General features: G+C 42.5%; 22 protein-coding genes. 13 read left to right on the forward strand and 9 right to left on the reverse strand.

Annotated elements, in window-relative coordinates:
* Window positions 1–40: 40 nt before the first annotated feature.
* The gene (locus BM043_RS01375) at window positions 41–1,201 is read right to left on the reverse strand and encodes a sialidase family protein (protein ID WP_092788447.1); all 1,161 of its coding nucleotides are present in this window, start codon (window positions 1,199–1,201) and stop codon (window positions 41–43) included.
* Between the two features lie 241 nt (window positions 1,202–1,442).
* Here BM043_RS01375 and BM043_RS01380 point away from each other — a divergent pair, with 241 nt between their 5' ends.
* Window positions 1,443–2,027, forward strand: coding sequence for a hypothetical protein (locus BM043_RS01380; RefSeq protein WP_092788448.1), 585 nt, complete (start codon window positions 1,443–1,445; stop codon window positions 2,025–2,027).
* Here BM043_RS01380 and BM043_RS01385 read toward each other — a convergent pair.
* Window positions 2,024–2,596: a hypothetical protein gene (locus BM043_RS01385; RefSeq protein ID WP_092788449.1), complete on the reverse strand. Its 573-nt coding sequence runs from the start codon at window positions 2,594–2,596 to the stop codon at window positions 2,024–2,026. The two genes, BM043_RS01380 and BM043_RS01385, sit on opposite strands and share 4 nt — an antisense overlap.
* 143 nt (window positions 2,597–2,739) lie before the next feature.
* Between BM043_RS01385 and BM043_RS01390 the strand changes: the two genes are divergently transcribed.
* From BM043_RS01390 to BM043_RS01405, 4 genes are read left to right on the forward strand one after another with little or no spacing between them, the layout of a single operon-like run.
* Window positions 2,740–4,803 carry a tetratricopeptide repeat-containing sensor histidine kinase gene (locus tag BM043_RS01390; RefSeq protein ID WP_177188401.1) on the forward strand — a complete coding sequence of 688 codons (2,064 nt, stop codon included), beginning with the start codon at window positions 2,740–2,742 and terminating at the stop codon, window positions 4,801–4,803.
* Complete coding sequence (locus BM043_RS01395; RefSeq protein ID WP_092788451.1) at window positions 4,800–5,549, forward strand: LytR/AlgR family response regulator transcription factor; 750 nt, start codon at window positions 4,800–4,802, stop codon at window positions 5,547–5,549. The genes BM043_RS01390 and BM043_RS01395 overlap by 4 nt, the downstream gene beginning before the upstream one ends.
* A gap of 54 nt (window positions 5,550–5,603) precedes the next feature.
* A complete protein-coding gene (locus BM043_RS01400; protein ID WP_092788452.1) occupies window positions 5,604–7,292 on the forward strand; it encodes a sulfatase family protein in 1,689 nt (562 codons plus the stop codon).
* A gap of 35 nt (window positions 7,293–7,327) precedes the next feature.
* Window positions 7,328–9,010 (forward strand): sulfatase family protein, encoded by a 1,683-nt coding sequence (locus BM043_RS01405; protein ID WP_092788453.1) that lies wholly within the window; start codon window positions 7,328–7,330, stop codon window positions 9,008–9,010.
* 30 nt (window positions 9,011–9,040) lie between these two features.
* Here the strand turns inward: BM043_RS01405 and BM043_RS01410 are convergent, their stop codons facing one another.
* On the reverse strand, window positions 9,041–9,232 hold the full coding sequence (locus BM043_RS01410; RefSeq protein ID WP_092788454.1) for a hypothetical protein: 192 nt from the start codon (window positions 9,230–9,232) through the stop codon (window positions 9,041–9,043).
* Between the two features lie 239 nt (window positions 9,233–9,471).
* Here BM043_RS01410 and BM043_RS01415 point away from each other — a divergent pair, with 239 nt between their 5' ends.
* Complete coding sequence (locus BM043_RS01415) at window positions 9,472–10,833, forward strand: transglutaminase-like domain-containing protein (protein ID WP_092788455.1); 1,362 nt, start codon at window positions 9,472–9,474, stop codon at window positions 10,831–10,833.
* A gap of 64 nt (window positions 10,834–10,897) precedes the next feature.
* On the opposite strand, the gene BM043_RS01420 is transcribed toward BM043_RS01415, so the two are convergent.
* Together BM043_RS01420 and BM043_RS01425 are read right to left on the reverse strand one after the other, a co-directional pair.
* A complete protein-coding gene (locus tag BM043_RS01420) occupies window positions 10,898–11,119 on the reverse strand; it encodes a hypothetical protein (RefSeq protein WP_245752874.1) in 222 nt (73 codons plus the stop codon).
* A 69-nt stretch (window positions 11,120–11,188) separates the two neighbouring features.
* A complete protein-coding gene (locus BM043_RS01425; RefSeq protein ID WP_092788456.1) occupies window positions 11,189–12,421 on the reverse strand; it encodes an MFS transporter in 1,233 nt (410 codons plus the stop codon).
* A gap of 269 nt (window positions 12,422–12,690) precedes the next feature.
* On the opposite strand from BM043_RS01425, the gene BM043_RS01430 reads away from it, so the two are divergent.
* Both BM043_RS01430 and BM043_RS01435 read left to right on the forward strand, forming a co-directional pair.
* Entirely contained in the window at window positions 12,691–12,912 is a 222-nt protein-coding gene (locus BM043_RS01430; RefSeq protein WP_092788457.1) for a hypothetical protein, read from the forward strand.
* Window positions 12,912–13,232, forward strand: a complete 321-nt coding sequence (locus BM043_RS01435; protein ID WP_092788458.1) for a type II toxin-antitoxin system RelE/ParE family toxin — start codon at window positions 12,912–12,914, stop codon at window positions 13,230–13,232. Before BM043_RS01430 ends, BM043_RS01435 begins: the two co-directional genes overlap by 1 nt.
* Before the next feature lie 59 nt (window positions 13,233–13,291).
* On the opposite strand, the gene BM043_RS01440 is transcribed toward BM043_RS01435, so the two are convergent.
* The gene (locus BM043_RS01440) at window positions 13,292–13,879 is read right to left on the reverse strand and encodes a Crp/Fnr family transcriptional regulator (RefSeq protein ID WP_092788459.1); all 588 of its coding nucleotides are present in this window, start codon (window positions 13,877–13,879) and stop codon (window positions 13,292–13,294) included.
* A 7-nt stretch (window positions 13,880–13,886) separates the two neighbouring features.
* The gene (locus BM043_RS01445; protein WP_092788460.1) at window positions 13,887–15,203 is read right to left on the reverse strand and encodes an aminotransferase class I/II-fold pyridoxal phosphate-dependent enzyme; all 1,317 of its coding nucleotides are present in this window, start codon (window positions 15,201–15,203) and stop codon (window positions 13,887–13,889) included.
* Window positions 15,204–15,391: 188 nt separating this feature from the next.
* Between BM043_RS01445 and BM043_RS01450 the strand changes: the two genes are divergently transcribed.
* The 5 genes from BM043_RS01450 to BM043_RS01470 all read left to right on the forward strand — a co-directional run bounded on the left by BM043_RS01450 (window position 15,392) and on the right by BM043_RS01470 (window position 22,785).
* Complete coding sequence (locus BM043_RS01450) at window positions 15,392–16,438, forward strand: cytochrome-c peroxidase (protein WP_092788461.1); 1,047 nt, start codon at window positions 15,392–15,394, stop codon at window positions 16,436–16,438.
* A 122-nt stretch (window positions 16,439–16,560) separates the two neighbouring features.
* Window positions 16,561–18,753, forward strand: coding sequence for a S9 family peptidase (locus tag BM043_RS01455; protein ID WP_092788462.1), 2,193 nt, complete (start codon window positions 16,561–16,563; stop codon window positions 18,751–18,753).
* A 206-nt stretch (window positions 18,754–18,959) separates the two neighbouring features.
* A complete protein-coding gene (locus BM043_RS01460; protein WP_092788721.1) occupies window positions 18,960–20,162 on the forward strand; it encodes an ATP-binding protein in 1,203 nt (400 codons plus the stop codon).
* A 62-nt stretch (window positions 20,163–20,224) separates the two neighbouring features.
* On the forward strand, window positions 20,225–21,856 hold the full coding sequence (locus BM043_RS01465; protein ID WP_092788463.1) for a M1 family metallopeptidase: 1,632 nt from the start codon (window positions 20,225–20,227) through the stop codon (window positions 21,854–21,856).
* Window positions 21,857–21,951: 95 nt separating this feature from the next.
* Entirely contained in the window at window positions 21,952–22,785 is an 834-nt protein-coding gene (locus BM043_RS01470; protein WP_245752876.1) for a cyclase family protein, read from the forward strand.
* 9 nt (window positions 22,786–22,794) lie between these two features.
* On the opposite strand, the gene BM043_RS01475 is transcribed toward BM043_RS01470, so the two are convergent.
* Both BM043_RS01475 and BM043_RS01480 read right to left on the reverse strand, forming a co-directional pair.
* Window positions 22,795–23,679 (reverse strand): PIG-L deacetylase family protein, encoded by an 885-nt coding sequence (locus tag BM043_RS01475; protein ID WP_092788465.1) that lies wholly within the window; start codon window positions 23,677–23,679, stop codon window positions 22,795–22,797.
* 89 nt (window positions 23,680–23,768) lie between these two features.
* Window positions 23,769–24,626: an N-acetylmuramoyl-L-alanine amidase-like domain-containing protein gene (locus BM043_RS01480; RefSeq protein ID WP_092788466.1), complete on the reverse strand. Its 858-nt coding sequence runs from the start codon at window positions 24,624–24,626 to the stop codon at window positions 23,769–23,771.
* Window positions 24,627–24,748 lie beyond the last annotated feature (122 nt).

Below are 24,748 nucleotides of genomic sequence, written 5' to 3' on the forward strand. Positions count from 1 at the left end.
CAATCGGGACATTAACCGCGGGAGCGGTGAAGTATGGTTCTTATTTCCATTTCACTGATTTAAATACAATTTGCCGGTAATTGTCTCTTTCGTAGAGGATCCCTAGGGTGTTTTTATCCAGGTTCACCAAATCCGAATAAGCTGTCCAAGCGTTTTTTTCACCATTCTCATTCGAGTCAATCAGGATATTTTTTGTCCAAGTTTTTCCCTCATCGTAGCTGATTTTGATCGTCAAATGATTGCGTTCTTCTTCGCTAGCCGCATTAGAGTGGGCGAGGATGGTTTTTCCGTCTTGTGCTCCAATGTTTAGGATAGAAGCCTGACAAACTGGGTCAGGAAGTTGAGGCTCAAAGTAACTTTCTTCCCAAGTTTGACCTCCGTCAGAAGAATACGACAGAATTCGCTGCCGGATATCTCCTTTTTGATTTCGACTGCTCATGATCATCCGTCCGTGGGTTAGTTCTGCTGCAATGGATTCATTCGAACCGCCAAATTTGACCGATTCAGAAAGGCTAAAAGTCTGACCATGATCATCTGTAAAAAAGCCATGAGCTTGATAGTCCGACCAGTCTGAAATGGGGTCACCCGCCGAATGATTGGCGGCCACGTAGATTCTGCCTTGGTGAGGGCCATGTTGAAATTGAAAGGCATGTCCGGGTGTATTGGCATAGTGCCTCCAGTCTTCGGGGTTTTGATACTCCGGGTTGAAATCAGGATTATTCGGAAGGTGGACCTGTGTGGTGATGTTTTCAGGAGTGGTCCAGCTTTTTCCCAAATCAAAAGAGGTAATCATCCAGGTTTCTCGTACCCCTCGGTTCATCCGGATGTCATACTCATGATTATTTCCGGTATTGTAAAACAAAAAAACGACCCCATCAGGAAACTCGGGATTGTGAAGGTCGACGACTGGAGCGGGATTGCCGGCTTGAAGGCTATCATAGTCGACTAAGGTTTCCAGGTTTGACCAATTTTCCCCTCGGTCATTACTTCGTTTCATGACTAAGTTGATATCCCCAAAATCATCCGTTCCGTTTACTCGGCCTTCGGCAAAGGCTAGTAATTCCCCATTGGGCAAATTGATAATGGCAGGAATGCGATAGATGGCGTGACCTTCTTTATCGGCCTCAAAAACGAGGGTTTCTTGTGCCAAAAGGAGATGAGAAAAGCAAAATAGGGAAAGGAGCAGGACGTATTTGGTCATTTTGGGTCTGGATTTCTTGGACTAAATAAAATGAAAAATTAGGGTTTTGGAAGGAAATTGATTCTTCTCTATTGATTAAAATTTAAAAATGGGTTGTTAAAGGAAGATTTGATAAATTTTTGGCTAAGCTTCTACAGATCAATTCAAGTGGATTTTTTGATCATTTAATCAATTAATTCCCGCAAAAAATAAGTGATGCTTGTTTAGGTAAAGTTTCGTTTTCACTTTTCTCAAAAAAAGGATGAAAACGAAATCACTTGTCTGGGCTATTGTTGTTTTTGGGATCTTTTCCTGTAGCGGATCTGAGGAAGAACCGAGGGATTCCAATCAAGCCTTTCTCAGTTTTAAAGTCAATGGTGAATTAAAGGAATTCGAGGTAGCCAATAGTCCCATGGGCTTCTCGTTCAACTCGGAAGGGCCTGTTTATTTAGCGACTTTTATGGTTTTAGCTAATCCGGTTGATGGTACCAAAAATTTTATTTCCGGGTTTTTAAGAAATGAAACCCTTTTTGAACCCAATGAAATCCTGGAAATGCAAAATCCAATTTTTTATCAGGGAATTCCTATGGTCCGAATCCAATTAACCTATTCCAATGAAGCTGGCGAACTCTATAATGCTGTACTTTTTCAGGAGGATTTTCCTGCTCTTTTGGCAACGGATGATGCCAGGTTTCGATTTACGGAGATCAGCGATAATTGGGTAAAAGGGGAATTCAACGGAATTTTGGTAGGTCCGGTATTCGAAACCACAGGAAGAGGGGATACTGAATTGCGGGTTACGGAAGGTAAATTCAGTATGCCGCTCTTCCGAAGCAATCTGCCTTAAAGTTTGACAGCCAATCCCACATTGAGAAAAGCCACCCCGTAACCCAATTCACCAAATACGGCCAAGTTGGGGTTGAAATAATAGCGTGCTCCACCAAAAATGGTCAGTCCGGCTGTATTTCCAAAGTTTCCCGAGTTTCCTGTATCAAAACCTGAATTGTCTTCATAGGAATAATTCAGGAGGTTATAGCTAGCCATCAATCCGGCATAGAGATCCAACTTTTCATTTTGAATCTGGGTAAAATGCAAAGCTCCCCGCACTCCGATAATGGTATAGTTCCACTTGGATTTGGATTGGATTGTACCCGAATTGGTTTCATAGGAAAAACTTTTGTATCCGACATAGCCCCCGATACTGATAATTCCGACTTCGCCTGCTTCGGCGACTCCCTGCTCATACATGAGGCTGATGGCTGGGATTTGACTACTGTAATCAAAGCCGCCAAGAGAGCTTCCAATACCGATTCCTGCGGAAAAAACTTTAGTAGATTGATCAAAATTCTGGGCATTTCCTGTCAAGATTGTAGAAATGCAGATTAGAAATGTGAGTGTTAGATAGACTGTTTTCATGATTTCAAATTTTCAGTCAAACTAGGATCTATTTCTAAAAAACTGAATCCACAATGATTTTATGCCTTAATTGCCTTATTTCCTGTGGCTTTTCAACTGATTTTTGTAAAAAATCCCGTAATTTATTTGCTGATTTAATGCACATGAAAAAGTTTTTTGCACTACTTCTTTTTGTTTTTATGGCTGGGAATCTGAGGGCTCAAAGTCAGATTGATTCTTTGCTGCGGGAGATTAATAAACCAATGCTTTCGGATAGTTTGCGTGCTTTTTTACACAGCGAAATAGCCTTTGAATTTGCGGGTGTAGATCCGCAGAGAGGTTTGGTTTATGCAGATTCGGCTATTTCATTTGCCCAAAAAGCGAAAAACCCTTCGCTAGAAACTTCCGCACATAACAGCAAGGGTGTGAATTATTGGTATTTGGGTGAGGATTCTCTGGCTTCGGTAGAATATCAAAAGGTACTAGAAGAGCATTTGCATTCCGGTAATCTCAAAGGTCAGGCTACAGCTTCGAATAATTTGGCCTTGCTTTCTTACAATCGAGGCGATTATCGTTCAGCATTGGAAAATCACGAGAAGGCAAGCCGAATTTTTGAAGAATTGGATTTGCGAAAAAACCTCATCAATAGCCTGGCAAATACCGGAGTTGTCTTTTTGGCCTTGGCGGATTATCCCAAGGCGCTGGAGTATTTTTTGGAAGCGATGAAAAAAACCGAAAATGGAGATATTTGGGAAAGGGGAAATATCTCCAATAATTTGGGGTTGGTGTACAAAAATTTAGGGGAATTCACCCAGGCTGATTCGGTCTATCAGGTGGCAGTAGCTGAATATGAAAAAAACGGAAATCTACAAGCCCAGGCAAATTCTCTTGGGAATTTGGCAGCAGTCAAGCAACTTCAGGGAGAGTTGGTTTTGGCTGAAGAACTAATTTTAGAAGCGTTTAAAATCAACAGAAAAATCGGAAATCAGCGGAGAATTGCATCGGATTTTAGTACGCTTTCTTCCATTTATTCTGAAATGAATCAGTCCGAAAAATCCGGAATAGTTCTAGATAGTGCCATTCAATTGTATCGTTCGGTGGGGGAGAGACTGAACCTTTCAAAGGTCCTCCTCGAAAAAGCAGCTATTGAAAAAAACCGGGGGAACTGGAATTCAGCTCAGCGTTTGGAGCTGGAGGGATTAAGACTGGCTCAGGAAAGCACCTCACTGGAGGCCCAGAAAAACGCATGGCTTGGCTTGGCAGAAACTTATCGGGGAAAAAGAGATTTCTCAAAGGCCTTGGAAGCCTTTGAGCGCGCACAACATTACAAGGATAGTATTTTTAACGATGATAATCGAAAGCAAATATTAAGACTTCAACTAGGTCACGAGTATGATCAAAAAGCTCAGGCAATGCAGTCTGAATTTGAGAAAGAACGGATCCTGCTCGATCTTCAAACCCGTGAAAGTCAACTCAAAGCCCGGCTTTATTTGATGGGTTTGCTGGTAGTATTGCTAGTGGGCGCAGGTTTATTTTTGATATTAAAGCATCAAACTAATCAGCGAAGGAAACTTTTGCAGCAACGCTATCAGACAGAAATCTCAGAATTGGAATTGAAAGCGCTAAAAGCACAAATGAACCCTCATTTTATATTCAATGCACTCAGCTCCATCAGTAATTTTTTACTGAAAAATGAACCTGAGGAAGCAGATCGATATTTAACCAAATTTGCACGAATGATTCGAAAAATACTCGATTTCAGCGAGCTGAAGGAGATCTCGATGGAAGAGGAAATTCGCTTTTTGAGGGATTACATTCAAATCGAAGCGCTTCGTTTGGGCAAAACCATCGAGCTTCAAGTCGAAAATCCCGATCGGGTGGATCTCGCTGGGATCAAGGTCCCTCCTTTGCTTTTGCAGCCTTTGGTCGAAAACAGCATTTGGCATGGCATTGCCAAAACCGAAGAAAATGGTCACATCAAATTTCTTTTTGAGCGCAGCGAAATCGGGGTTCAACTCAGCTTGCGGGATACCGGAAAAGGACATAATCTACCTATTGAGCTTTCTGGTGACCATCAGTCTATGGGAATGAAATTGGTCGAAAAGCGCTTGCTGAATTCTCGGAAAAGTAGGGTTACGGAAAAGCCTATTTTCGATTTTGACGTCGATTCAGAGGGTTTTTGGGTTAGATTGCAATTAAATTCTCCTCAAAACCTAGTTAATTCATGATTCGATACGCCATTGTGGAAGATGAGCCTCAAAGCGCTGAGCGATTAAAGTTACTGATGGAGCGATCTCATCTGGATCTGTTTGAGCTAATTGGAGTAATCAAAAAGGCCCAAGAAGTCCTCGGATTTTTCCAAGAGAATTCTCCGGATTTGGTCTTTTGGGATGTGGAACTGGGTGAAAAAACAGCCTTTGAACTATTGGCTGAAATCCCCAAAAAGGATTTTCAAATCATCTTCACTACTGGGCATCAGGAATATGCTCTTCAGGCGATTAAAGCAAATGCTCTGGATTATTTGCTGAAACCCGTTGATGCAGAAGAATTAGCCAAATCACTTAAGCGAGTTGAGGTCCAAAGAAGCAACGGGGTCAATCCTTCAGATTTAGAAGCGATTTTGAAATCGATTCTTCCTTTAAAAAATCTTCAAAAAATAGCCTTGCCGACTGCCTCAGGGTTGGAGTTTGTACCCATTGATTCGATTCTCCGATGCCAAGCCGATGTGAATTACACTCATTTTTTTCTTCGGGATGGACGAAAAATCACCAGTTCCAAAACCCTGAAAGAATATGAAATGCAGTTGGTTTCCCAGGACTTTTTTCGGGTTCATAACAGTCATTTGGTCAATTTGAAGGAGGTGAGGTTTTACACCAAAGGAAAGGGAGGCTTTTTGACGCTGAATGACGGGACTGAAGTGGAGGTTGCTTCGAGGAGAAAAGAAGAGCTTCTGCAGATTCTTAAAGGGTTTTGAATTGGGTTGGGAATTTGTAATTTGACATTTACTTAAGACCCAGCCCACAGTATCATGAAAAATTTATCGCTAAGCTTTTTATCAATCCTAATTTTTGCCGGATTGCTAAGTTGTAATGACCCTGAAAATCAAGCTCCAGATCGCCCAAATATCGTCTTTATCATGTCCGACGATCATGCCTATCAGGCAATTTCGGCCTATAGCGATCATTTGATCGAGACGCCAAATATTGATCGGATCGCCGAAATGGGGATGCTTTTCACCAATGCCACTGTGACCAATTCCATCTGCGCGCCGAGTCGGGCGACGATTTTGACAGGTTTGCACAGCCATCTCAATGGTAAAATTGACAATGACTTTCCCTTCGATACAACCAATGTGACTTTTCCCCAGCTTTTTCAAGAGGCAGGCTATCAGACGGCCATGTTTGGGAAGTTGCATTTTGGAAATAACCCCAAAGGCTTTGATCAATTCAAGATTTTGCCCGGACAAGGGGCCTATTACAATCCCGATTTTATCACCAAAAATGAGGGGAATATTCAGGTAGAAGGTTATGTCACGGATATTATTACCGACATGACCTTGGACTGGCTGCAGCATGAGCGAAGGGAAGAGGATCCCTTTTTACTTTTTTATCTGCACAAAGCTCCCCATCGGGAGTGGTTGCCTGCTGAGCGACATATTGCAGATTTTACGAGTAGGGCTTTTGTAGAGCCACCTACACTTTTTGATGATTATTCTGGAAGAGGAAGGGCTGCGAAAGAAGCCGAAATGAATCTGCTCAAACACATGAACTGGGCTGGTGACTCAAAAATCTATCCTGAGGTTATGGAGGAGTTGGGAATACCGGATGCTTCGGGATGGGACAAAGGGGCTTTTCAGCGCGAAGTCGGTCGACTCAATGATTCTCAGCGTGCCAATTGGGATGCAGTCTATGGCCCGATGAATGAGGAGTTCAAAGCAAACTATGCTGACATGACCGAGGAAGATTTGATGAGATGGCGCTATCAGCGATACATGCAGGATTATTTGGGGACGATTCAGGCTGTGGATGAAAATGTAGGTCGCGTTTTGGATTACCTTGAGGAGAAGAATATGATGGAAAACACCATCATCGTCTATACCTCGGATCAGGGTTTTTACTTGGGAGAGCACGGTTGGTTTGATAAGCGATTTGTGTACGATGAATCATTCAAAACCCCGCTTTTGGTGGCTTGGCCGGGAAAAGTGCAACCTGGATCAACATCCACCGAGATGGTTCAGAATCTGGATTTTGCCCAGACTTTCTTAGACGCAGCCGGCATTCCTGCTCCAGAATCTATGCAAGGCGAAAGTTTGGTTCCCTTGCTCACGGGGAAAACTGAAAAATGGACTCGGGATGCGGTTTATTACCACTACTATGAATATCCTTCGGTTCATATGGTCAAGCGTCACTACGCCATTGTCACCGAAGAGTACAAACTCACCCATTACTATTTTGATACGGATGAATGGGAACTCATCGACCGAATCAATGATCCCATGGAGCTCAAAAATGTATACGAGGATCCTGCTTATGCTGAAATTAGGGAAGAATTACATAAAAAACTGGATGGTTTACGCGAGAAATACGGAGATAGTAAGGAGCTTTCCCAGCAGTATTTGGACAACTATTTGGATCGGCTGGAAGAAACGCAGCAATTTGGAGCGGCCAATAAAGAAGTGACAAAACAAATTTTGGAAGATCGAAAAAAATCAAATTGATCCGATTTTCCCCCATATCTAACCCTCAAAAACCTATGAAGAATATCCTTTCCATTTCTCTTTTGGGCTTAGCTGCAGGAGTTCTTTTTTCCTGTCAGCCTCAAGAAGAAAAAGTCAGCGAGCGACCCAACATCATTTTTATCATGTCTGACGATCACGCCTATCAGGCGATTTCGGCCTATGATAATTCCCTGATCGAGACGCCCAATATTGACCGAATTGCAAAAATGGGGATGCTTTTTACCCAGGCTTCGGTGACCAACTCGATTTGTGCACCTAGCCGGGCTACGATTTTGACCGGAAAGCATAGCCATATGAATGGAAAAATCGATAATCATTTCCCCTTTGACACGACCAATGTGACTTTTCCCCAGCTTTTTCAAGAGGCCGGCTATCAGACCGCCATGTTTGGAAAATTGCACTTCGGAAACAACCCAAAAGGTTTTGATCAATTTAAGATACTGCCGGGTCAAGGGGCTTATTTCAATCCGGATTTTATTACCAAAAATGAGGGAGATATTCAGGTGGAGGGATATGTCACGGATATTATTACCGATATGACCTTGGATTGGCTGCAGAATGAGCGGAGAGAAGAGGATCCATTTTTACTTTTCTATTTGCATAAGGCGCCGCACCGGGAATGGTTGATGGCAGAGCGGCATTTGGAAGAATTCACCAACCGGACTTTTCCCGAGCCACCGACTTTGTTTGATGATTATGAAGGCAGGACCTATCCGGCGGAGGAGGCTGAAATGAATATTTTTGAGCATATGGCTTGGGCGGGAGACAATAAGCTTTTCCCCCAAACCATGGATGAGCTTGGCCTGGAGGAGATCGGTTATGATAAAAGCCGCTTTGATTATCAGGTGAGCCGACTGACCGATTCGCAGCGGGAGAATTTTATGGAAGCTTATGGCAAAGTCAATGAGGAATTCAAAAAGGCCTATCCTACCATGAGCGAAGAAGATGTTATGCGCTGGAAATATCAGCGCTACATGCAGGATTATTTGGGGACGATTCAGTCTGTAGATGAGAATGTCGGACGGGTGTTGGACTATTTGGAAGAAAATGACCTGATGGAAAACACCATTATCGTGTACACTTCTGATCAGGGATTTTACCTAGGCGAGCATGGCTGGTACGATAAGCGATTTGTCTATGACGAAAGCTTCAAAACGCCACTTTTGGTGGCTTGGCCGGGAAAAGTAGCGGCGGGAAGTACTTCGGATGAACTGGTCCAAAACTTGGATTTCGCCCAGACATTTTTGGATGCAGCGGGAATCGAGCAGCCTGCAGATATGCAGGGGGAAAGCTTCATTCCTTTGCTCACCGGAGAACTAGAAAAATGGGATCGGGATGCGGTGTATTACCACTACTATGAATATCCCGCAGAGCACATGGTCAATCGTCACTATGCCATCGTGACCAAAGAATACAAGCTGATCCATTATTATTTTGTAGAGGATAGCTGGGAGCTGATCGATCGGGTAAAGGACCCGATGGAGCTCAAGAATGTGTATGATGATCCAGAATATGCGGTTATTCGAGAGGACTTACACCGACGACTTGATGAGCTGAGGGTGAAGTATAAAGACAGTTCCGAGCTCAGTCAAGATTATATCAATCGATTTATGGAGGATGCACGAAACGGGAAAGTTTGGGGCGTCACCAAAGAAAAAGTGGAAGAAATCGAAAAGCGAAGAGCCGAAATCGAATAAGTGAAAAGCCCAAGCCGAAAACTTGGGCTTTTACTTGGGTGATAAAATCCGAAAAGGAAAAAGGATAATATTCCGAATCAAATCAAAGGATAATTCTACCGCAAAACCCAAAAGCCGGAAAGGCAACAGCAACAGCCAGATAAATGGATATAGGATAATGGCGATGATGGCAATCGGCCAGCAGAGCACCAACAGAATCAGCCAAAGTAGGAATGTAAGCATGCTGATAATCGGTCAAGATTTATACCAGTTGGGTTAATCTTTTGAAAATAAGAAGTTTATAAAAACTCCAATTTCCGAAACTGTTCAGTTTCAAAACAGAATTGGTAAAAAGTGGACAATTTTAAGTTGATACATCGCTACTTTCTTCTTGAGTGGTTTAAACAATGACATGGCTTTTGGGAGTTTGCAAGAAGAAATGAATCAAAATGTTACCTTAGCCGAATGAATCAAGAGTTGCTATGAGAAAATTAAAATACGTGATTTTAGGAGTTGCTTTAGGAATATTTTCCTGTCAGTCAACCCCTGAAAAAGAAAATCAAATTACGGAAACGGAAGAAACGCCAAGTGAAGATCGGGTTTCAATTGCAGAAATAGAGGTAGGAATTAAGTCTTTTATCGATCAAAAAACAGTCGAAAATGGAGGTTATTTTCCCGTTAAAGATGAGAATCACGACCTTCGCATGAAGCTGGTCCGCGTACATACCGAATACCTTTCTAACTTGGGGCCTCAGTCTCATTTTGCCTGTGTGGATTTGGTAGATGAAAGTGGCGATGTCTATGATGTGGATTTTTTTATGGAAGGGACTCCGGGAGATATGGATGTCACCCGCACGTCGGTTCATAAACTGAACGGAAAACCTTTTTACAGTTGGAAACAAAATAAAGAAGACAAAACCTGGTATCGCGTGGCATTAGAAGAATCAAACAATACACTTTTGGGAGTGATCGAAGGGGAAGATGCCTTTGAATTTTACTATAACGCCTCAGTTCCTCCACTAGACGGACCGGCTAAAATGTGGGTTCCTCTGGCCGAATCAGATGAATTTCAGACCGTCACCATCGAATCCATCGAAGTGCCAGGAAAGCAGCAAAATCTCAAAGATCAGATTTATGACAATAATTTATTGTTCATGGAATTAGGTCCGGAGGATAGTGGAAAAGAGCTAGAAATCGTCTATTCGGTCAAGCGAAAGGAAAAGGGTCCTTATGAAGCATCGGCTCCTGATCCGGCAGTTTATTTAGCCTCCAATATTCTTATGCCCAAAGGTGGACGGTTTGAAGAGATCGCTAAGGAGGCTTTGGGAGAAAAAATCAACGATAGTCACTTGGTTCAGGCACGTGCACTATACGATTACATTATTGACAATATGCGTTACATGAAATTTGGGGATTTTGGGAAAGGGGATTCTAATTATGCCTGCGATTCGAAGACGGGGAATTGTACCGAGTTTCACAGCTTCTTTATTTCGCTAGCTCGATCGGTGGGAATCCCAGCCAAATTTTCCATTGGGGCTTCGATTCCTTCAGATCGGAATGATGGTGGAATCGATGGTTATCACTGCTGGGCGGAGTTTTATGCTGATGGCAAATGGTGGCCGGTAGACATCTCAGAGGCGAATAAATACACGGCTTTGGCAACGTATTATTTTGGAAGACATCCTGCCAATCGGATCGAATTAAGTAGAGGCAGAGATTTGCAAGTCAGCCCGGGACCTGCCTCAGGACCGATTAATTTTATCGCTTATCCGTATTTGGAGATCGATGGGGAAGAAGTAAAAGTAAATTCCCGGTTTTCATTTATGAGAAAAGTGAATAGTTAAATGACCCTGCTTAAAATAGATTTAAGAAAACAAAAGAGGCCGCAAATTTTGCGGCCTCTTTTGTTTAATTGTCTGGGTGCTCCCCGCCTTCTGCAGGGTGTTCGGTAGAATCACCTTCAGCAGGATGCTCCCCGCCTTCTTCAGGGTGCTCAGAAGATTCTTCAGCCGGTTGCTCAGTAGCTTCCTCAGTCGAATCCGCTTTTTTTCCTCCACAAGAGGAGAGTCCAGTGCCTAAAATGAAACCTGCCAAAGCAAGCATCATGAAGATTGTTTTTAGTTTTTTCATGGTTGATGGTATTTTAAATTATCGCTGTAAAGATAGGAGATGTTTTACTCAATCAAAACAAGTGAAAATTCAATTGATTTGAATTGATTTATTCGATTTTAAGTTTTTTGGCATTCGGAACTGAATAATGCCCGCCGAAAGGACAGTCAATACCCCGATTAGCAAGATCGCTGAGGTGATCCCAAATGAATCCGCTACGATTCCGGAAAGGATTGCGCCTACTGCATAACCCAAATCTCTCCATAGCCGGAAAGTTCCGATACTTTCGGCCCGCTGCATGGGATTTGTTGCATCCGCAATAGCCGCCATAAAGGTAGGATAAACTAGCGCAGTGCCAAGGCCAAGCACCGCAGAGATGGCAATAAACCCGAAGTTACTCGATTGAGAAGGAATCAGTAAAATTGCAAGTCCTTGTGCCAACATCCCGAAGAATAGCATCTTCTTTTTGGAATAGAGATCGGCCATTTTCCCCGTAAATAATTGACCCAATCCCCATACTGCAGGGTAGATCGCTGTAATGATTCCCACCATTTCCAGGTCGACTTTTTTACTCATCAAAAGTATAGGCAGCAATCCCCAAATCATCCCGTCGTTGAGGTTATTGATCAATCCCGCCTGGGTAATCGAACTCAGGGTTTTATTAAGAAAAGTTGTCTGCATAAAAACACCTTTCAATTCGGGCTGACTGGTGTTTTCTCGTTCTTTTTGTACAAATTTTCTCGTGTCTTTGACCCAAAAGATGGAAAGGATTAAACCGATCACTGCGATCCCCATTCCCATCAAAAATGGATAAGGTCGAATGCCGTATTGACTGGCTAGGTAAGCCGTGAAAAATGCGATTAATCCTACCGCCAAATAACCTGCAAATTCATTCAATCCCATTGCTAATCCCCGGTTTTTCTCAACCACGAGGTCAATTTTCATCACTACGGTACTACTCCAGGTCAAGCCTTGACTGATTCCAAGAAGCACATTGGCAAAAATGACCATGTTCCAAGACTGAGTGTACAGCAAGATCAAAGGAATAGGCAACGCGATGATCCATCCAATAATCAACAGGTTTTTTCTTCCCCATTGATTGGCCAGTTTACCGGTGAAATAATTGCTGATTGCCTTGCTGATACTAAAAGCCGTGATGAAAGATAGGACGGCGGCCGAAGAGGTGATTCCAAATATTTCTTTGGCAAATTCCGGAAAAATAGATCGCTCCAAACCGACCATTGCTCCGACGAAAGCATTGACAATGATCAGTAGGATAAACTGATTTAGATTTTCGCGAAGGCCGAGTTTTGCCGTGGACATGTAACTATTTTTTACAAAGATCCTGTTTGCGAGAAGCCTATCCTTTTACAAATGTTAAAAAATGGTTAGTCTGTATTTATTTTTTCAGAAAGAAACCAATTTACAAATGGTCTAATCATTTTCGTTATTTTTGGTCAAAAGCAGATCAATTTTCATTAAAAATAAACGAAATTAGCTTTTGAGCAGTGAGAGATAAATTTGCACAACGATCTTCACGATTTATTATGTTACAGACCTTAAACTAATTTAAAAAGATAAGAAGTACACTTATGAGCTTACAATACATCACAGACGAAAGAGGGCAAACGACCGGAGTATTTATACCTATTTCGGAATGGATTAAACTGAAATCTAAATTCGAAGGTATTGAAGAAGAGGCACAAACTATTCCCAAGTGGCAGAAGGAGATCATTAGGGAGCGAATTAAAAACACCAAACCTGAGGAATATCTTTCTTGGAATGAAATTCGTGATCAACTTAAACTTGGCTAATGGATTTTAATTTTGAGCTTAGGTACAACCCACATATTTATTTAGATATTCAAAAGGCGGTTGATTTCTATACAGAAGAAACCAAAAGTGACCAATTAGGAAGACGGTTTATTCAACATGTGGAAATTACCCTCTCAAAGCTCAATCAAGCAGCACTGAACTATCAAGTCCGATTTGATGATGTTCGGATGATACCAGTTCCTTCTTTCCCTTTTTTAGTTCACTACCGTGTTTCTGAGGAAACTAATACGGTTTTTGTAGAGGCAATTTTTCATGTTCGTGAAAATCCTGAAACGTGGCAGACAAGGTTAAAGAAATAATATATTTGACACCCTTTTAAAGACAATAGAGGTCATTTTTCTAAAATCACTCTAAATTTCTAGCCATTTTTCTGCCCTCGGATACGACTCAAACTCACCTGGGTAATTCCTAAATAGGAAGCGATGTGTTTCAATGGAATGCGTTGGATAAACTCAGGTTTTTCTTCCAAGAGCTTTTGATAGCGTTCCTCGGCAGGGTGAAATTGTATGCTTTCGATTCGATTTAAAGTATTTACATAAGCCAACTCGGTAATCTTGCGAAATAGGCGCTCCAAATCTGGAAAAGTGTCAAAAAGACCAAAAAGTAAGTCGGAGGAAATTCCCACAAATTCGGTTTGCTCTACCGCCTGAATGGCCTTTTGGCTGGGCTTGCCGGTAAACAGACTTTCGGCACGAATAATCAGATCATTTTCAAAAGCAAAATACTCAGTGATGTCAATTCCGTCTTTGTAATAATAGATTCTGGCCAGTCCTTTTTTGACAAAATATATGGTTTTGCAGGTAGCCCCGATGGGTTGGAGATCTTGATTTTTGGGGATGGTGACTAGCGAGCAAATGGATTCGATCGCATTTTTCGCATCCGAATTTAGTGGATGGATTTGATCGAAAAATTCAAAAAGATGATGAAAGGCTGAATCGGAACTCATGTTTTTACTAGGATTGGTTTTGAAAGAATTTGGTCAGTCTTTTCATCGCCTCCTTCAAGGTCTCTTGATCGACTCCTGAGATGACCATGCGGAAAAGTCCCTTTTTTTGATGTCCAAAACCGTTGGCTGGAGTCAACAAAACGCCCGTTTCCTCATAAATTTTTAGCCAAAAATCATGTTGGGCAGAATCAGTTTGCTCTAGCAAAAATTGAGATAGGTCCATCCACACAAAAAGACTCCCGTAAGAGACTTGATAGGGAATATGGTTTTCTCGAAGTGACTTGACGACGATAAGGTAGGAATCAGTCAGCCGTTTTTGGCTTTTTTGTACAAAATCTTCCATAAAGGCATCATCTTTCAGTACTTCCTGCATAACCCACTGGGTATAGTTGGAAATGGAATGCCCGAGACCTGCATTTCTGTAGCCGGTGATTAAGGCTTCGTGATAAGAATGAAGCAGTCCGATGCGAAATCCTGAAATCCCCAAATCTTTGGAAAATGAATACCAGAGATGAAGCCAGGGACTTTTTCGCTCAGCCATCAATTTCCCAAATGATAAAAATTCAATCGGCTTGGGATAGTCATTGCTGAGTTCAGGATGGGAAATGTCAATTTGAGAAAGTCCATAGATTTCATTGACGATGAGATGAACTTCATTTTGCTCGCACCAGTCTGCAAGCCGTTCCAATTGAGTGTAGCTGTAAATCATGCCGGTAGGATTGTCCGGACTGGTGAGAATCAGCATGCGGAAAATACTTCCATTCGCCTCGATTTCATCTTTGGCTTTTTGTAGCAGATCAGTATTGATGGAAACACCAGACTTGAGCTCGGCCAACTCCTGATGAGTTTGCAAATCATAGCGTTTCAATCCTGGCAAAGCGCCCAAATCACCTGAATAAACCGGATAGGCTGGGGCAGGAATAACTGCCGTGTCTCCGGGATTTCCAAGTAAAAATGCAGTCATCTCGATCACGGAAGTGGCACCACCGGAGAAAGCCAGCGTTTCGGCAGGCATAGGAGATTTAGTCAAAAATTTAGATAAAAACGAAGCGGTAGCTTCTCGGAAACTCGGTGCGCCTGCTGGATCCGTATAGCTCGCAACCCATTCAGGGATATCATTTTCTCGGGTTACTTGTTGAATTCGATCTCTGAGCATCTCCCAGCAGAGGTGATTTTCTGCCACATTCATAGAGATTTTTCCAGATGGATTTTCGGTGGGGTGAAAGCGGTTTTCTTCAGCTTCGTAGTACAATTCCAAATCAATCCGCATCGGATTTTGGGATGCCGATTGACCGATTTTTGAGAGCGTCTGTTTTTCAATCATAGGCTCAATCTAAGATTATGCTGACAATTTTTCTAAAAAAAGCAGCCGGAATATTTACGGTGATTTCTGAACTATCTCACTGCTAATCAAAAATATAATCATAGATAAAATCTATTGATTTGAAATAGTGATCGTGATCACAATCGGTTCAATTTTTAGGGTTCACATTTGTATAAAATTTGACTACTATGAATCGCATCATACTACCTCTGCTTATCCTTGGCGCATTATTTTCCTGTGCTGAACCGTCGTCTTTGGATAAACCTTTGATTTATGATCAAGAGGACCCCAATCGGCCCGAATTGATGAAAAAAGCGCAGGATGTTTTCCAATCGGTTACTCCAAGAGAATATACTCCCAATCCCTATGAAAAAGTTCAACTGGGGAAAATGCTTTATTTCGACAATAGGCTTTCTAAGGATGGGAATATTTCCTGTAATTCCTGTCATAATCTAGAAACATTCGGGGTAGATAATCTCCCCACTTCGCCTGGGGACACGCATGAGTTGGGAGGAAGAAACTCACCAACCACACTATACGCCTATATGCATAGACAGCAGTTTTGGGATGGTCGGGCCAAAGACGTGGAAGAACAGGCCGGAATGCCGATTCTTAATCCTGTGGAGCATAATATTCCCTCAGAGGAGTTTCTGGTCGCACGCTTAAAATCAATCCCAGAGTATGTGGAGAAATTTGCCAAAGTATATGGAGAGCAAACTCATGAAACGCTGACTTTTGATCATATCGGGGATGCGATTGGGGCCTTTGAGCGGCGGTTGAATCCAAGAAGCCGATTTGATGAATATTTGGATGGCAATGATGAGATGCTTACCGCTTTGGAAAAAGAGGGGCTCACCATCTTTATGGACGAAGGTTGTACCACCTGTCACAGCGGTGTGGCCTTGGGAGGAAGTATGATCCAGAAATTCGGAGTGTATCAAGATTACTGGGAGCTCACAGGAAGTGAAACCATCGACAATGGACTTTATGACATCACCAAAAATGAGTCCGATCGATACCTATTTAAATCTCCAAGTTTGCGGAATATCGAAAAGACCTATCCCTATTTTCATGATGGAAGTGTGGATAGTCTCTCAACCGCAGTACAGATCATGGCACAAACTCAGCTGGGTAAGGAGCTCGAAGAAGAAAAAGTGGAGAAAATTGTTGCCTTCTTAAAATCACTGACTGCTACACCCGATGCTGAATTAATCGCGGTGAAAAATAGGGAATAAGATCTCAGCATATAAATAAGCTGAAACGAAATCTGGTTTTAATTTCAAAATTTTGGCTTTAAAAAGTCAAGGAACCCAAAATTGAAGTATATCTTAAGCAAATAAACTATTACGTTGATTGTATGAGATCTATTACTTTCTATTTCCGGGTTTTTTGGCTTTTTCTTTTGCTCACTTCTTGGAATGTCTCTCAGGCCCAATCCATCAAATGGCATGACTCCGAAGACGCCTATTTTCAAATTCAATCCAATCAGATTGTCCGGCTAGAACTACCCGATCAGCGGTCCCAGATATTGGTGAGTGCGGAGGATTTGAGAACCGAGGCCAATCAGACGCTGAGTATTCGGGATTTTACTTTTTCAGACGACGGAAAAAAGCTCCTGATTTATACCAATACTAAGCGGGTTTGGCGACTCGAAACGCAAGGTGATTATTGGGTGCTGGATTTGCAAAGTAAAAAGCTTCAGCAAGTAGGAAAAGACTTGAAAGCATCCTCTCTTCGCTTTGCCAAGTTTTCTCCCGATGCCAGTCAAGTGGCTTTTGTGAGCGAATACAATCTCTATGTGGAGGATTTGGAAAGCAGTAAAACAACCCAATTGACCTTTGACGGAAACCGAAAGCTGATCAACGGTACCTTCGATTGGGCCTATGAGGAGGAATTTGCTTCGCGCGATGGTTTTCAATGGAGCCCGGATGGGAAGCGGATTGCATTTTGGCAATTGGATGCCAATCAGATTCGGGATTTTTACATGGTTAATAATACCGATTCAGTCTATTCTCAAATCATTCCTGTCGAATACCCGAAAGTGGGAGAATCCCCCTCTCCCGCAAAAATCGGGGTGATCGAATTGGCTGATCAGGAGCTTACTTGGCTGAATATCCCCGGAGATCCTGCCCAGCATTATTTGCCTCGGATGGAGTGGAATTCACCGGATTTGCTTTTGCTGCAGCAGCTCAATCGCAAGCAAAATCAGTCTAAAATCTTTGCTGTAGATATTTCGAAAAACGAAGCAAAAGTCATTTTTGAGGAAGAAGATGAGGCTTGGATCGATGTACTTTCGAGCTGGGAAAATGTGTACGCGCTGACTTTCAGACATGAATTCCAATGGATCAATAATCGAAAGGAGTTTTTATGGTTTAGCGAAAAAGGAGGTTGGAGGCAGCTTTATAGAATTAGCTTGGATGGGAAAGAAACTCCGATAACTCCAGGAGAATATGATGTGATCAATTTGCTGCGTGTAGATGAGAAGAATAACCGGATTTATTTCCATGCGTCCCCAGAAAATGCCACCCAGAAATACCTGTATGCTGCGCGATTGGATGGAAAAGGGAAAGCCGAACGAATCACTCCCGAAGTCTTGGAAGGCACGAATGTATATTCGGTTTCGCCGAGCGGAAAATTTGCCTTCCATCAATTTCAGAACGCTTTTACCCGTCCGATGGGCGAATGGATCAGCCTTCCTGATCACAAATCCTTAGACGAAGGGAGAAGCATTATAGCAAACCTTTCGAAAAATCAGGAAGAAAAGAAGGTCGAGTTTTTCAAAATAAAAACTGAAGATGGGACAGAAATGGACGGCTGGATGGTCAAACCGAATGATTTTGATCCAACAAAAAAATATCCAGTGGTTTTCTACGTGTACACTGAGCCTTGGGGTGCCAATGTCAAAGATACCTACGGAGTGGGCCGAAATCGACTTTACGATGGTGACATGGCAGCGGATGGCTATATCTACATTTCGATCGATAATCGGGGAACTCCCGCCCCGAAAGGAAGAGCTTGGCGAAAAAGTATATATCGCAAAATCGGTCGATTAAATATTGCTGATCAAGCAGCAGCGGCAAAGCAAATCTTGGAATGGGATTACGTGGACCCAGATCGGGTGGCCGTTTGGGGCTGGTCCGGTGGAGGTTCGGCTACGTTGAATCTGCTTTTTCAGCATCCTGAAATTTATAAAACGGGTGTTTCCATTGCTGCTGTAGCTAATCAGTTGACCTATGACAATATCTATCAGGAGCGCTACATGGGTTTGCCTCAGGAGAATTTGGAGGATTTTGTGGCGGGTTCGCCGATTACCCATGCCAAAAACCTGCAGGGCAACTTACTCTACATTCACGGGACCACGGATGACAATGTGCACTACGCCAATGCGGATATGCTGGTCAATGAACTGATCAAACATGGCAAAATTTTCCAATTTATGCCTTATCCCAACCGCTCTCACTCGATTTCTGAAGGGGAGGGAACCAATGCTCATCTAAAAAAATTATACACCGATTATTTGAAAAGACATTGTCCTCCGGGAGGAAGATGAGAGTTTAGAATCAAGAGACAAGAGCTTAGATTTAAGGAATATTGAAAATATTCAGATCAAAATTTTTCTAATACCGATCTTGAATTCCCTTGAAAAGGGATTGTTTATTTGAAAAAATGCTTTGAGTTCAGATCAAAATATAGAAAAATTGGTTTGAGTTCAGAGCAAAAAATATTAATTTTGGTTTGAAGTCAAATCAAAATATTGTGGAAGAGCTTGTTAATTATCAGAATATTCTTCTCACCAATGTCAAAAAACATTGGAGAAGGTATCTTTTTACAGAATTACATGCGGATGAGCGCCTATTGGGAATCAAGGGGCTAAGAGGGGTTGGTAAAACCACGCTTTTGCTTCAATACTTAGTCGGTGCCTTAGAAAAAGGGACCAAAGGGCTGTTTGTAACAGCAGAACACCCATATTTTTATCAGCATAGTATTTTTGATTTGGCGTCTTTGTGGGTTTCCTATGGAGGAGACTTGTTGTTGATTGATGAAATTCACAAATACCCGAATTGGTCTCGAGAGTTGAAATTAATCTATGACGGCTTTCCTCATTTGCAGGTGATTTTTACCAGTTCATCGGCTTTGGATCTCTATCAGGGAGAAGCGGATTTGAGCAGAAGACTCGATGTGCAAGTTCTCCATGGATTATCTTTTAGGGAGTATCTTTCGCTTAATGGAATTGGACATTTTGAGTCGGTTACCTTGGAGGAAATTTCTGCCGATCCGCAGAAGATTCCATCTGAAATTATCAATCAGCTTAAAAGCCCCATTTTACCTTTATTTAAAAACTATTTGGCTTCTGGATATTTTCCATTTTCGAATGAACTAAAAAAGGAACGCATCCCTCAACGCCTGATTCAAATTCTAAATACTGTTTTGGAGTCCGATCTTTCTATGGTAGAAGGTTACAGCGCTGCCAATGTCACCAAAATCAAAAATCTGCTGGGTGTGATTTCGGAAACGGTACCTTTTGAACCTAATATTTCAAAACTGGCTGAGAGAATGCATTTGGGTAGAAATACCATCAATATCTATTTGAAGAATTTGGAAGATGCCAAAATCCTCAATCTTCTTTTTGAACGAGTTAAAGGGATTAGCCAACTTCAAAAGCCGGCAAAAATCTATCTTGAAAACAGTAATTTTCTATATGCTTTTCAGCAAAATCCCTCAATAGGCACCATTCGAGAAACTTATATACTCAATCAGCTTCGTAATTCTGGACATCTGGTCGGGTCGAGTAAAAAGGGGGATTTCAAAATAGACGAAAGTATAGTGCTGGAAGTGGGCGGTAGAAATAAAGATTACACTCAAATAAAGGAAGTTGATAATGCTTACCTAGCTGTCGATGATCTTGAGATTGGCTTTGGAAATAAAATTCCACTTTGGCTTTTTGGGTTCTTATATTGAGTTGTTTTTTGGAAATCTAATGTGTCCTAAATCTATTGATAAAAAAAATAGTTTAACTAAATATGATAAGAATCAAAAATGTATTGATATTGATTTTGACACTAATGTCACATTCGGTTTTAGCCCAAAATCTTCCCACCCGTGCCGATACCTTAAGAGGAAGTATCACGCCCGAGCGGGAATGGTGGGATTTGAATTATTACCATCTCTCGGTGGAGGTTTTTCCCGAAGAGCAGTCCATCAAAGGAAAAAATCTCGTCCGTTACCAAGTTAAAAAACCTGCTCAGATCCTTCAGATTGATCTGCAGGAGCCCATGGAGATTACCTTGGTAAAGCAGGATGGGATTGAACTTTCATTTAAGCGGGAAGGTGCAGCACATTTTATCAGTTTAAAGAAAGAACAAAAGTTGGGCGAAATTGAAGAATTGGAAATTAGCTATGAAGGCAAGCCTAAGGTTGCCTTTCGTCCCCCTTGGGATGGCGGAATTACCTGGCAAAAGGATGCCAATGGCGAGCACCTGATCGCCAACTCAAACCAAGGAATCGGTTCCAGTATTTGGTGGCCGAGCAAGGATCATCCCGCTGATGAAGTGGATAGTATGATGATTTCGGTGACCGTGCCCAAAGATCTTATGGATGTATCCAATGGACGGCTGATCGAGGTGGAGGAAAATGAAAAGACCAAGACTTACCATTGGTTTGTCTCCAATCCCATCAATGACTACGGAGTCAATATCAGCATCGGGGATTATGTGCATTTTGGTGAGGAATATGAAGGGGAAAAAGGAACCCTTACCATGGATTATTATGTCTTGCGGAACAACCTGGAGAAAGCCAAGAAGCAGTTTCAGGATGCTATCCGCATGATGGAGGCCTTTGAGCATTGGTTTGGTCCCTATCCTTTTTATGAAGATGGCTTTAAACTCATCGAGGTGCCCTACTTGGGGATGGAGCATCAGAGTGCCGTCACCTATGGCAATGGCTATCAAAACGGGTATTTGGGTCGGGATTTGAGCGGAACTGGCTGGGGTCTGAAATTTGACTTTATCATCATTCATGAGGCGGGACACGAGTGGTTTGCCAACAATATCACCTATCAGGATGTAGCTGATATGTGGATTCACGAGAGCTTTACCAATTACTCCGAAAGCTTATTTCTCGAGTATTTTTATGGAAAAGAAGCGGGGCAGGAATATGTTCGCGGGACACGAATGAATATTGCCAACCAAAGCCCGATAATCGGAATCTATGGGGTCAATCGTCGGGGTTCGGGAGATATGTATTACAAAGGAGGGAATCTGCTCAATACGCTGCGAGAGGTGATTGCAAACGATGAAAAATGGAGGAGTATTCTACGAGGATTGAATGAGGAATTTTACCATCAAACCGTGACTACTCGCGAGGTGGAGGAGTATATGGCTCAACGGGCAGGGATAGATTTGCAGCCCTTTTTTGATCAATACTTGAGAGCGAGCAGCCTTCCGGTTTTGGAGTATTATTTCACCGAAAAAAGTACGCTCCATTACCGATGGAATGGAACCGTTCCTGCTTTTGCTATGCCAGTGGATGTGATGCTAGGAGAGGAGAAAATCAGATTGAAGCCGACTACGGAATGGCAGGAAATGAACGTGAGAGATCAAGCTGATTTGGAGTCAGATCCGGATTTCTATATATCGGTATTGAAGATGCGGTAATGGACCAATTGAATCGCAAAAAGGCTGGAATCCTTAATCAGACTTCGTTTTTTGGGCTTCGTTTTTTTACCTTATTCTAAAATTTGAACTCATTGATGATGAACTCAACAAAGAAATATTCGCAGTTGATAGGGGTTACAGGCTTAATTATATTGATTTCTTGTCAACAGCAGGAAGAGGAAAAAGAGGTCAAGGTATTTCCTTTGGCTGAGGCCGAATGGATTGATTTGAGCTATACGTTTGATTCGACGACACTTTATTGGCCAAATAATCCGGATGGCTTTCAGTTGCGGGAAGATGCCGCTGGTATGACTGATTTGGGCTATTATTATTCTTCTTATACGCTATTGACTCCCGAACACGGAGGGACGCACTTGGATGCCCCAATTCATTTTTATGAAAATGGAGAAACAGTGGATGAGCTTTCGCTTTCCAAATTGACGGGTGAGGCTGTGGTGATCGATGTCAGTGCTCAGGCACTGGACAATCGGGATTACTTGATTGATTCGGTGGCTGTTTTGGATTGGGAAAAGGAGTATGGGCAAATTCCCGACAATGCCATGGTCTTGTTTCGAACGGGTTATGGACAGTTTTATCCAGACCGAGAAGGGTATTTCGGCACCGCCAAAACCGGTGAAGAAGCGATTCCCGAATTACATTTTCCTGGAATTGATCCCGAAATGGCCGCTTGGCTTGTCAAAAACCGTAAAATCAAAGCCGTAGGATTGGATACTCCAAGTTTGGATTATGGACAGTCCAAAGACTTTGCGGCACATCAAGCCTTAATGGAAGCGCAGATTCCGGGTTTTGAAAATCTTGCTAATTTGGATCAGTTGCCCGCCAAAGGAATTTATGTGGTGGCGCTGCCCATGAAAATCAAAGGAGGAAGCGGTGGCCCACTTCGGGTGATTGCCACGGTTTTGGAGTGATTTTTGAGGTTAATTATTGGATTTCCCTAGCATAGGAAATAAGCGCTTAATCTCTGATTCGCTGGGTTGGCTGCCGTATTCGCAGATCTCAAAAGCTTCTGCAAATTGAGCTTTATCTGCAGCTTCGCTTCCATACCATTGTTCCAAAGCTGCTCTGACGCTTGGATTTGGAGCCAATGCTCGTTTGGACTTTAGCCATTGGATTCGTTCTTCTTTACCTTCTGGAATTTCATCCGGGTCATTTGATATCCAAGGGAGCCATTCATAAAACTGGGATACATGGGCATCCAATGCATAAATTTTTTGATCGATCACCGAGGTAATGTCGATGGCGATATCCGGTGAAAAAGGATTGGGTTTTTCAAAATGGTCCTGATAGTATAAGAAAACTGGATTTTTGCGCAGCGGAGGAGTATCGGCCGCTATATTGGGAACGCCCACCATAAAAGCCGCATCCTGAACCAAAACTCCGGTATAGCGATGATCGGGATGATAGTCATTGGTGCGATGTGAAATGACCACATCCGCTTCCCATTCCCTGATTTTCCGGATCACATCTTTTCGGATTTCCAACGTAGGCATGAGTTCTCCGTCATGATTATCCAAGACTTCATAGGTGATGCCCAGTCTTCGGGCGACTTCCTGGGTTTCTGCATTTCGGCGAACCGCAAGCATACCACCACCCATTTCCATATGCCCGGCGTCACCATTGGTGATGGAGAGGAATTTAACTTCGTGACCTAGTTGGGAAAAAAGGGCCGCAGTTCCTCCTGATTTGATATCGCAATCGTCGGGATGTGCTCCGATCATCAGGATTCGCAGGGGTTTTTCCTGAGCCAATCCGAGTTGAAATAGAAAGCAGGAGAGGATTAGGGTGAAGATTCTGGTTTTCATAGGTTTTTGGGTAGAGATTTATGTCTAAACCTAAGTTAGACTAGGAAAACAAGCAAGCCAAATTGTATCTATGGTGAATTTGGAATTGCTTAATTCGCTATACCAGGGATTAATCTCGCTACCATAATTCCCGATTGACTTCGATTTCCAGCCAAGTAATCGTGCAGTGGTTTTTCGGAGATCTCTACTTCCTTGTTGGCAGAGCTGGCATGCATCAGGTGAATGCGACCATTTTGCTCGACGGCAAATCCCACATGTACCATATCCAAATTGGAAATGGAAGTGGTAATTGCAATCAAGTCTCCAGATTGGATTTGATTTTCAACTACACTAATTTGATCTTTTGGGATGAAATAATAGTCTCGGATTCGAATGGAGGCTTCGATATTTTGCAACTGCTCCACGTATTCCCGGTTGCTGAGCTGGGAGTAAAACTGTGGATTTTCACTCATAAAGGTGGGCTTGTTTTCATAAGGAATTCCATCGATTTCTTCAGTGATATCTTTGAGAATGCCCTTTTTAGCATTGACAGCCATCCAGTCCGAGAAATAATGAAGACGTGAGGGGTAGCCCTGATTCAAACCTTCTCGATAGCGGATGTATTCCAGTTCCTGCTCAAAAGTTTCGAAATCATTTTCCCCTCGCTGAGTCATTCGAGCTAGGGTCACTACGGTTTCCAGATAGGTCGTGCAGTCCACGCCTTGTAGGTCAATGACGAGCTGTTCGGGACCGGGGATTTCCAGTGTTTTTTCCACATAAGGAGTGCCTCTAAAGCTTTTTCCAATGTCGACAACGAGCTCGTTTATCGTTTGCGTTCTAGGGTCGAAACTGGGAAGGAGTTCTAATGCTTGATCTAATCTAGTCCTAGACTCCGGAGTACAGACAGTTTGTGGCGAGCCAAGAAAGGGAACAAGAATTAGCACGAGGAAAAAAAGAATAGACTTCATTTTCTGGAAAGTTCTGGTTCTAAGCGAAGGTAGGGAATTGTGGTGTTTTGTCCTTGAAACGAAGGGGAGTTCCGAAATAATTTATTTGTCAATTAATGTCAAAAACATTTTTTTTTACTCGA

Origin of the sequence: Algoriphagus hitonicola (assembly GCF_900113375.1) — a bacterium.
Lineage (GTDB): Bacteria > Bacteroidota > Bacteroidia > Cytophagales > Cyclobacteriaceae > Algoriphagus > Algoriphagus hitonicola.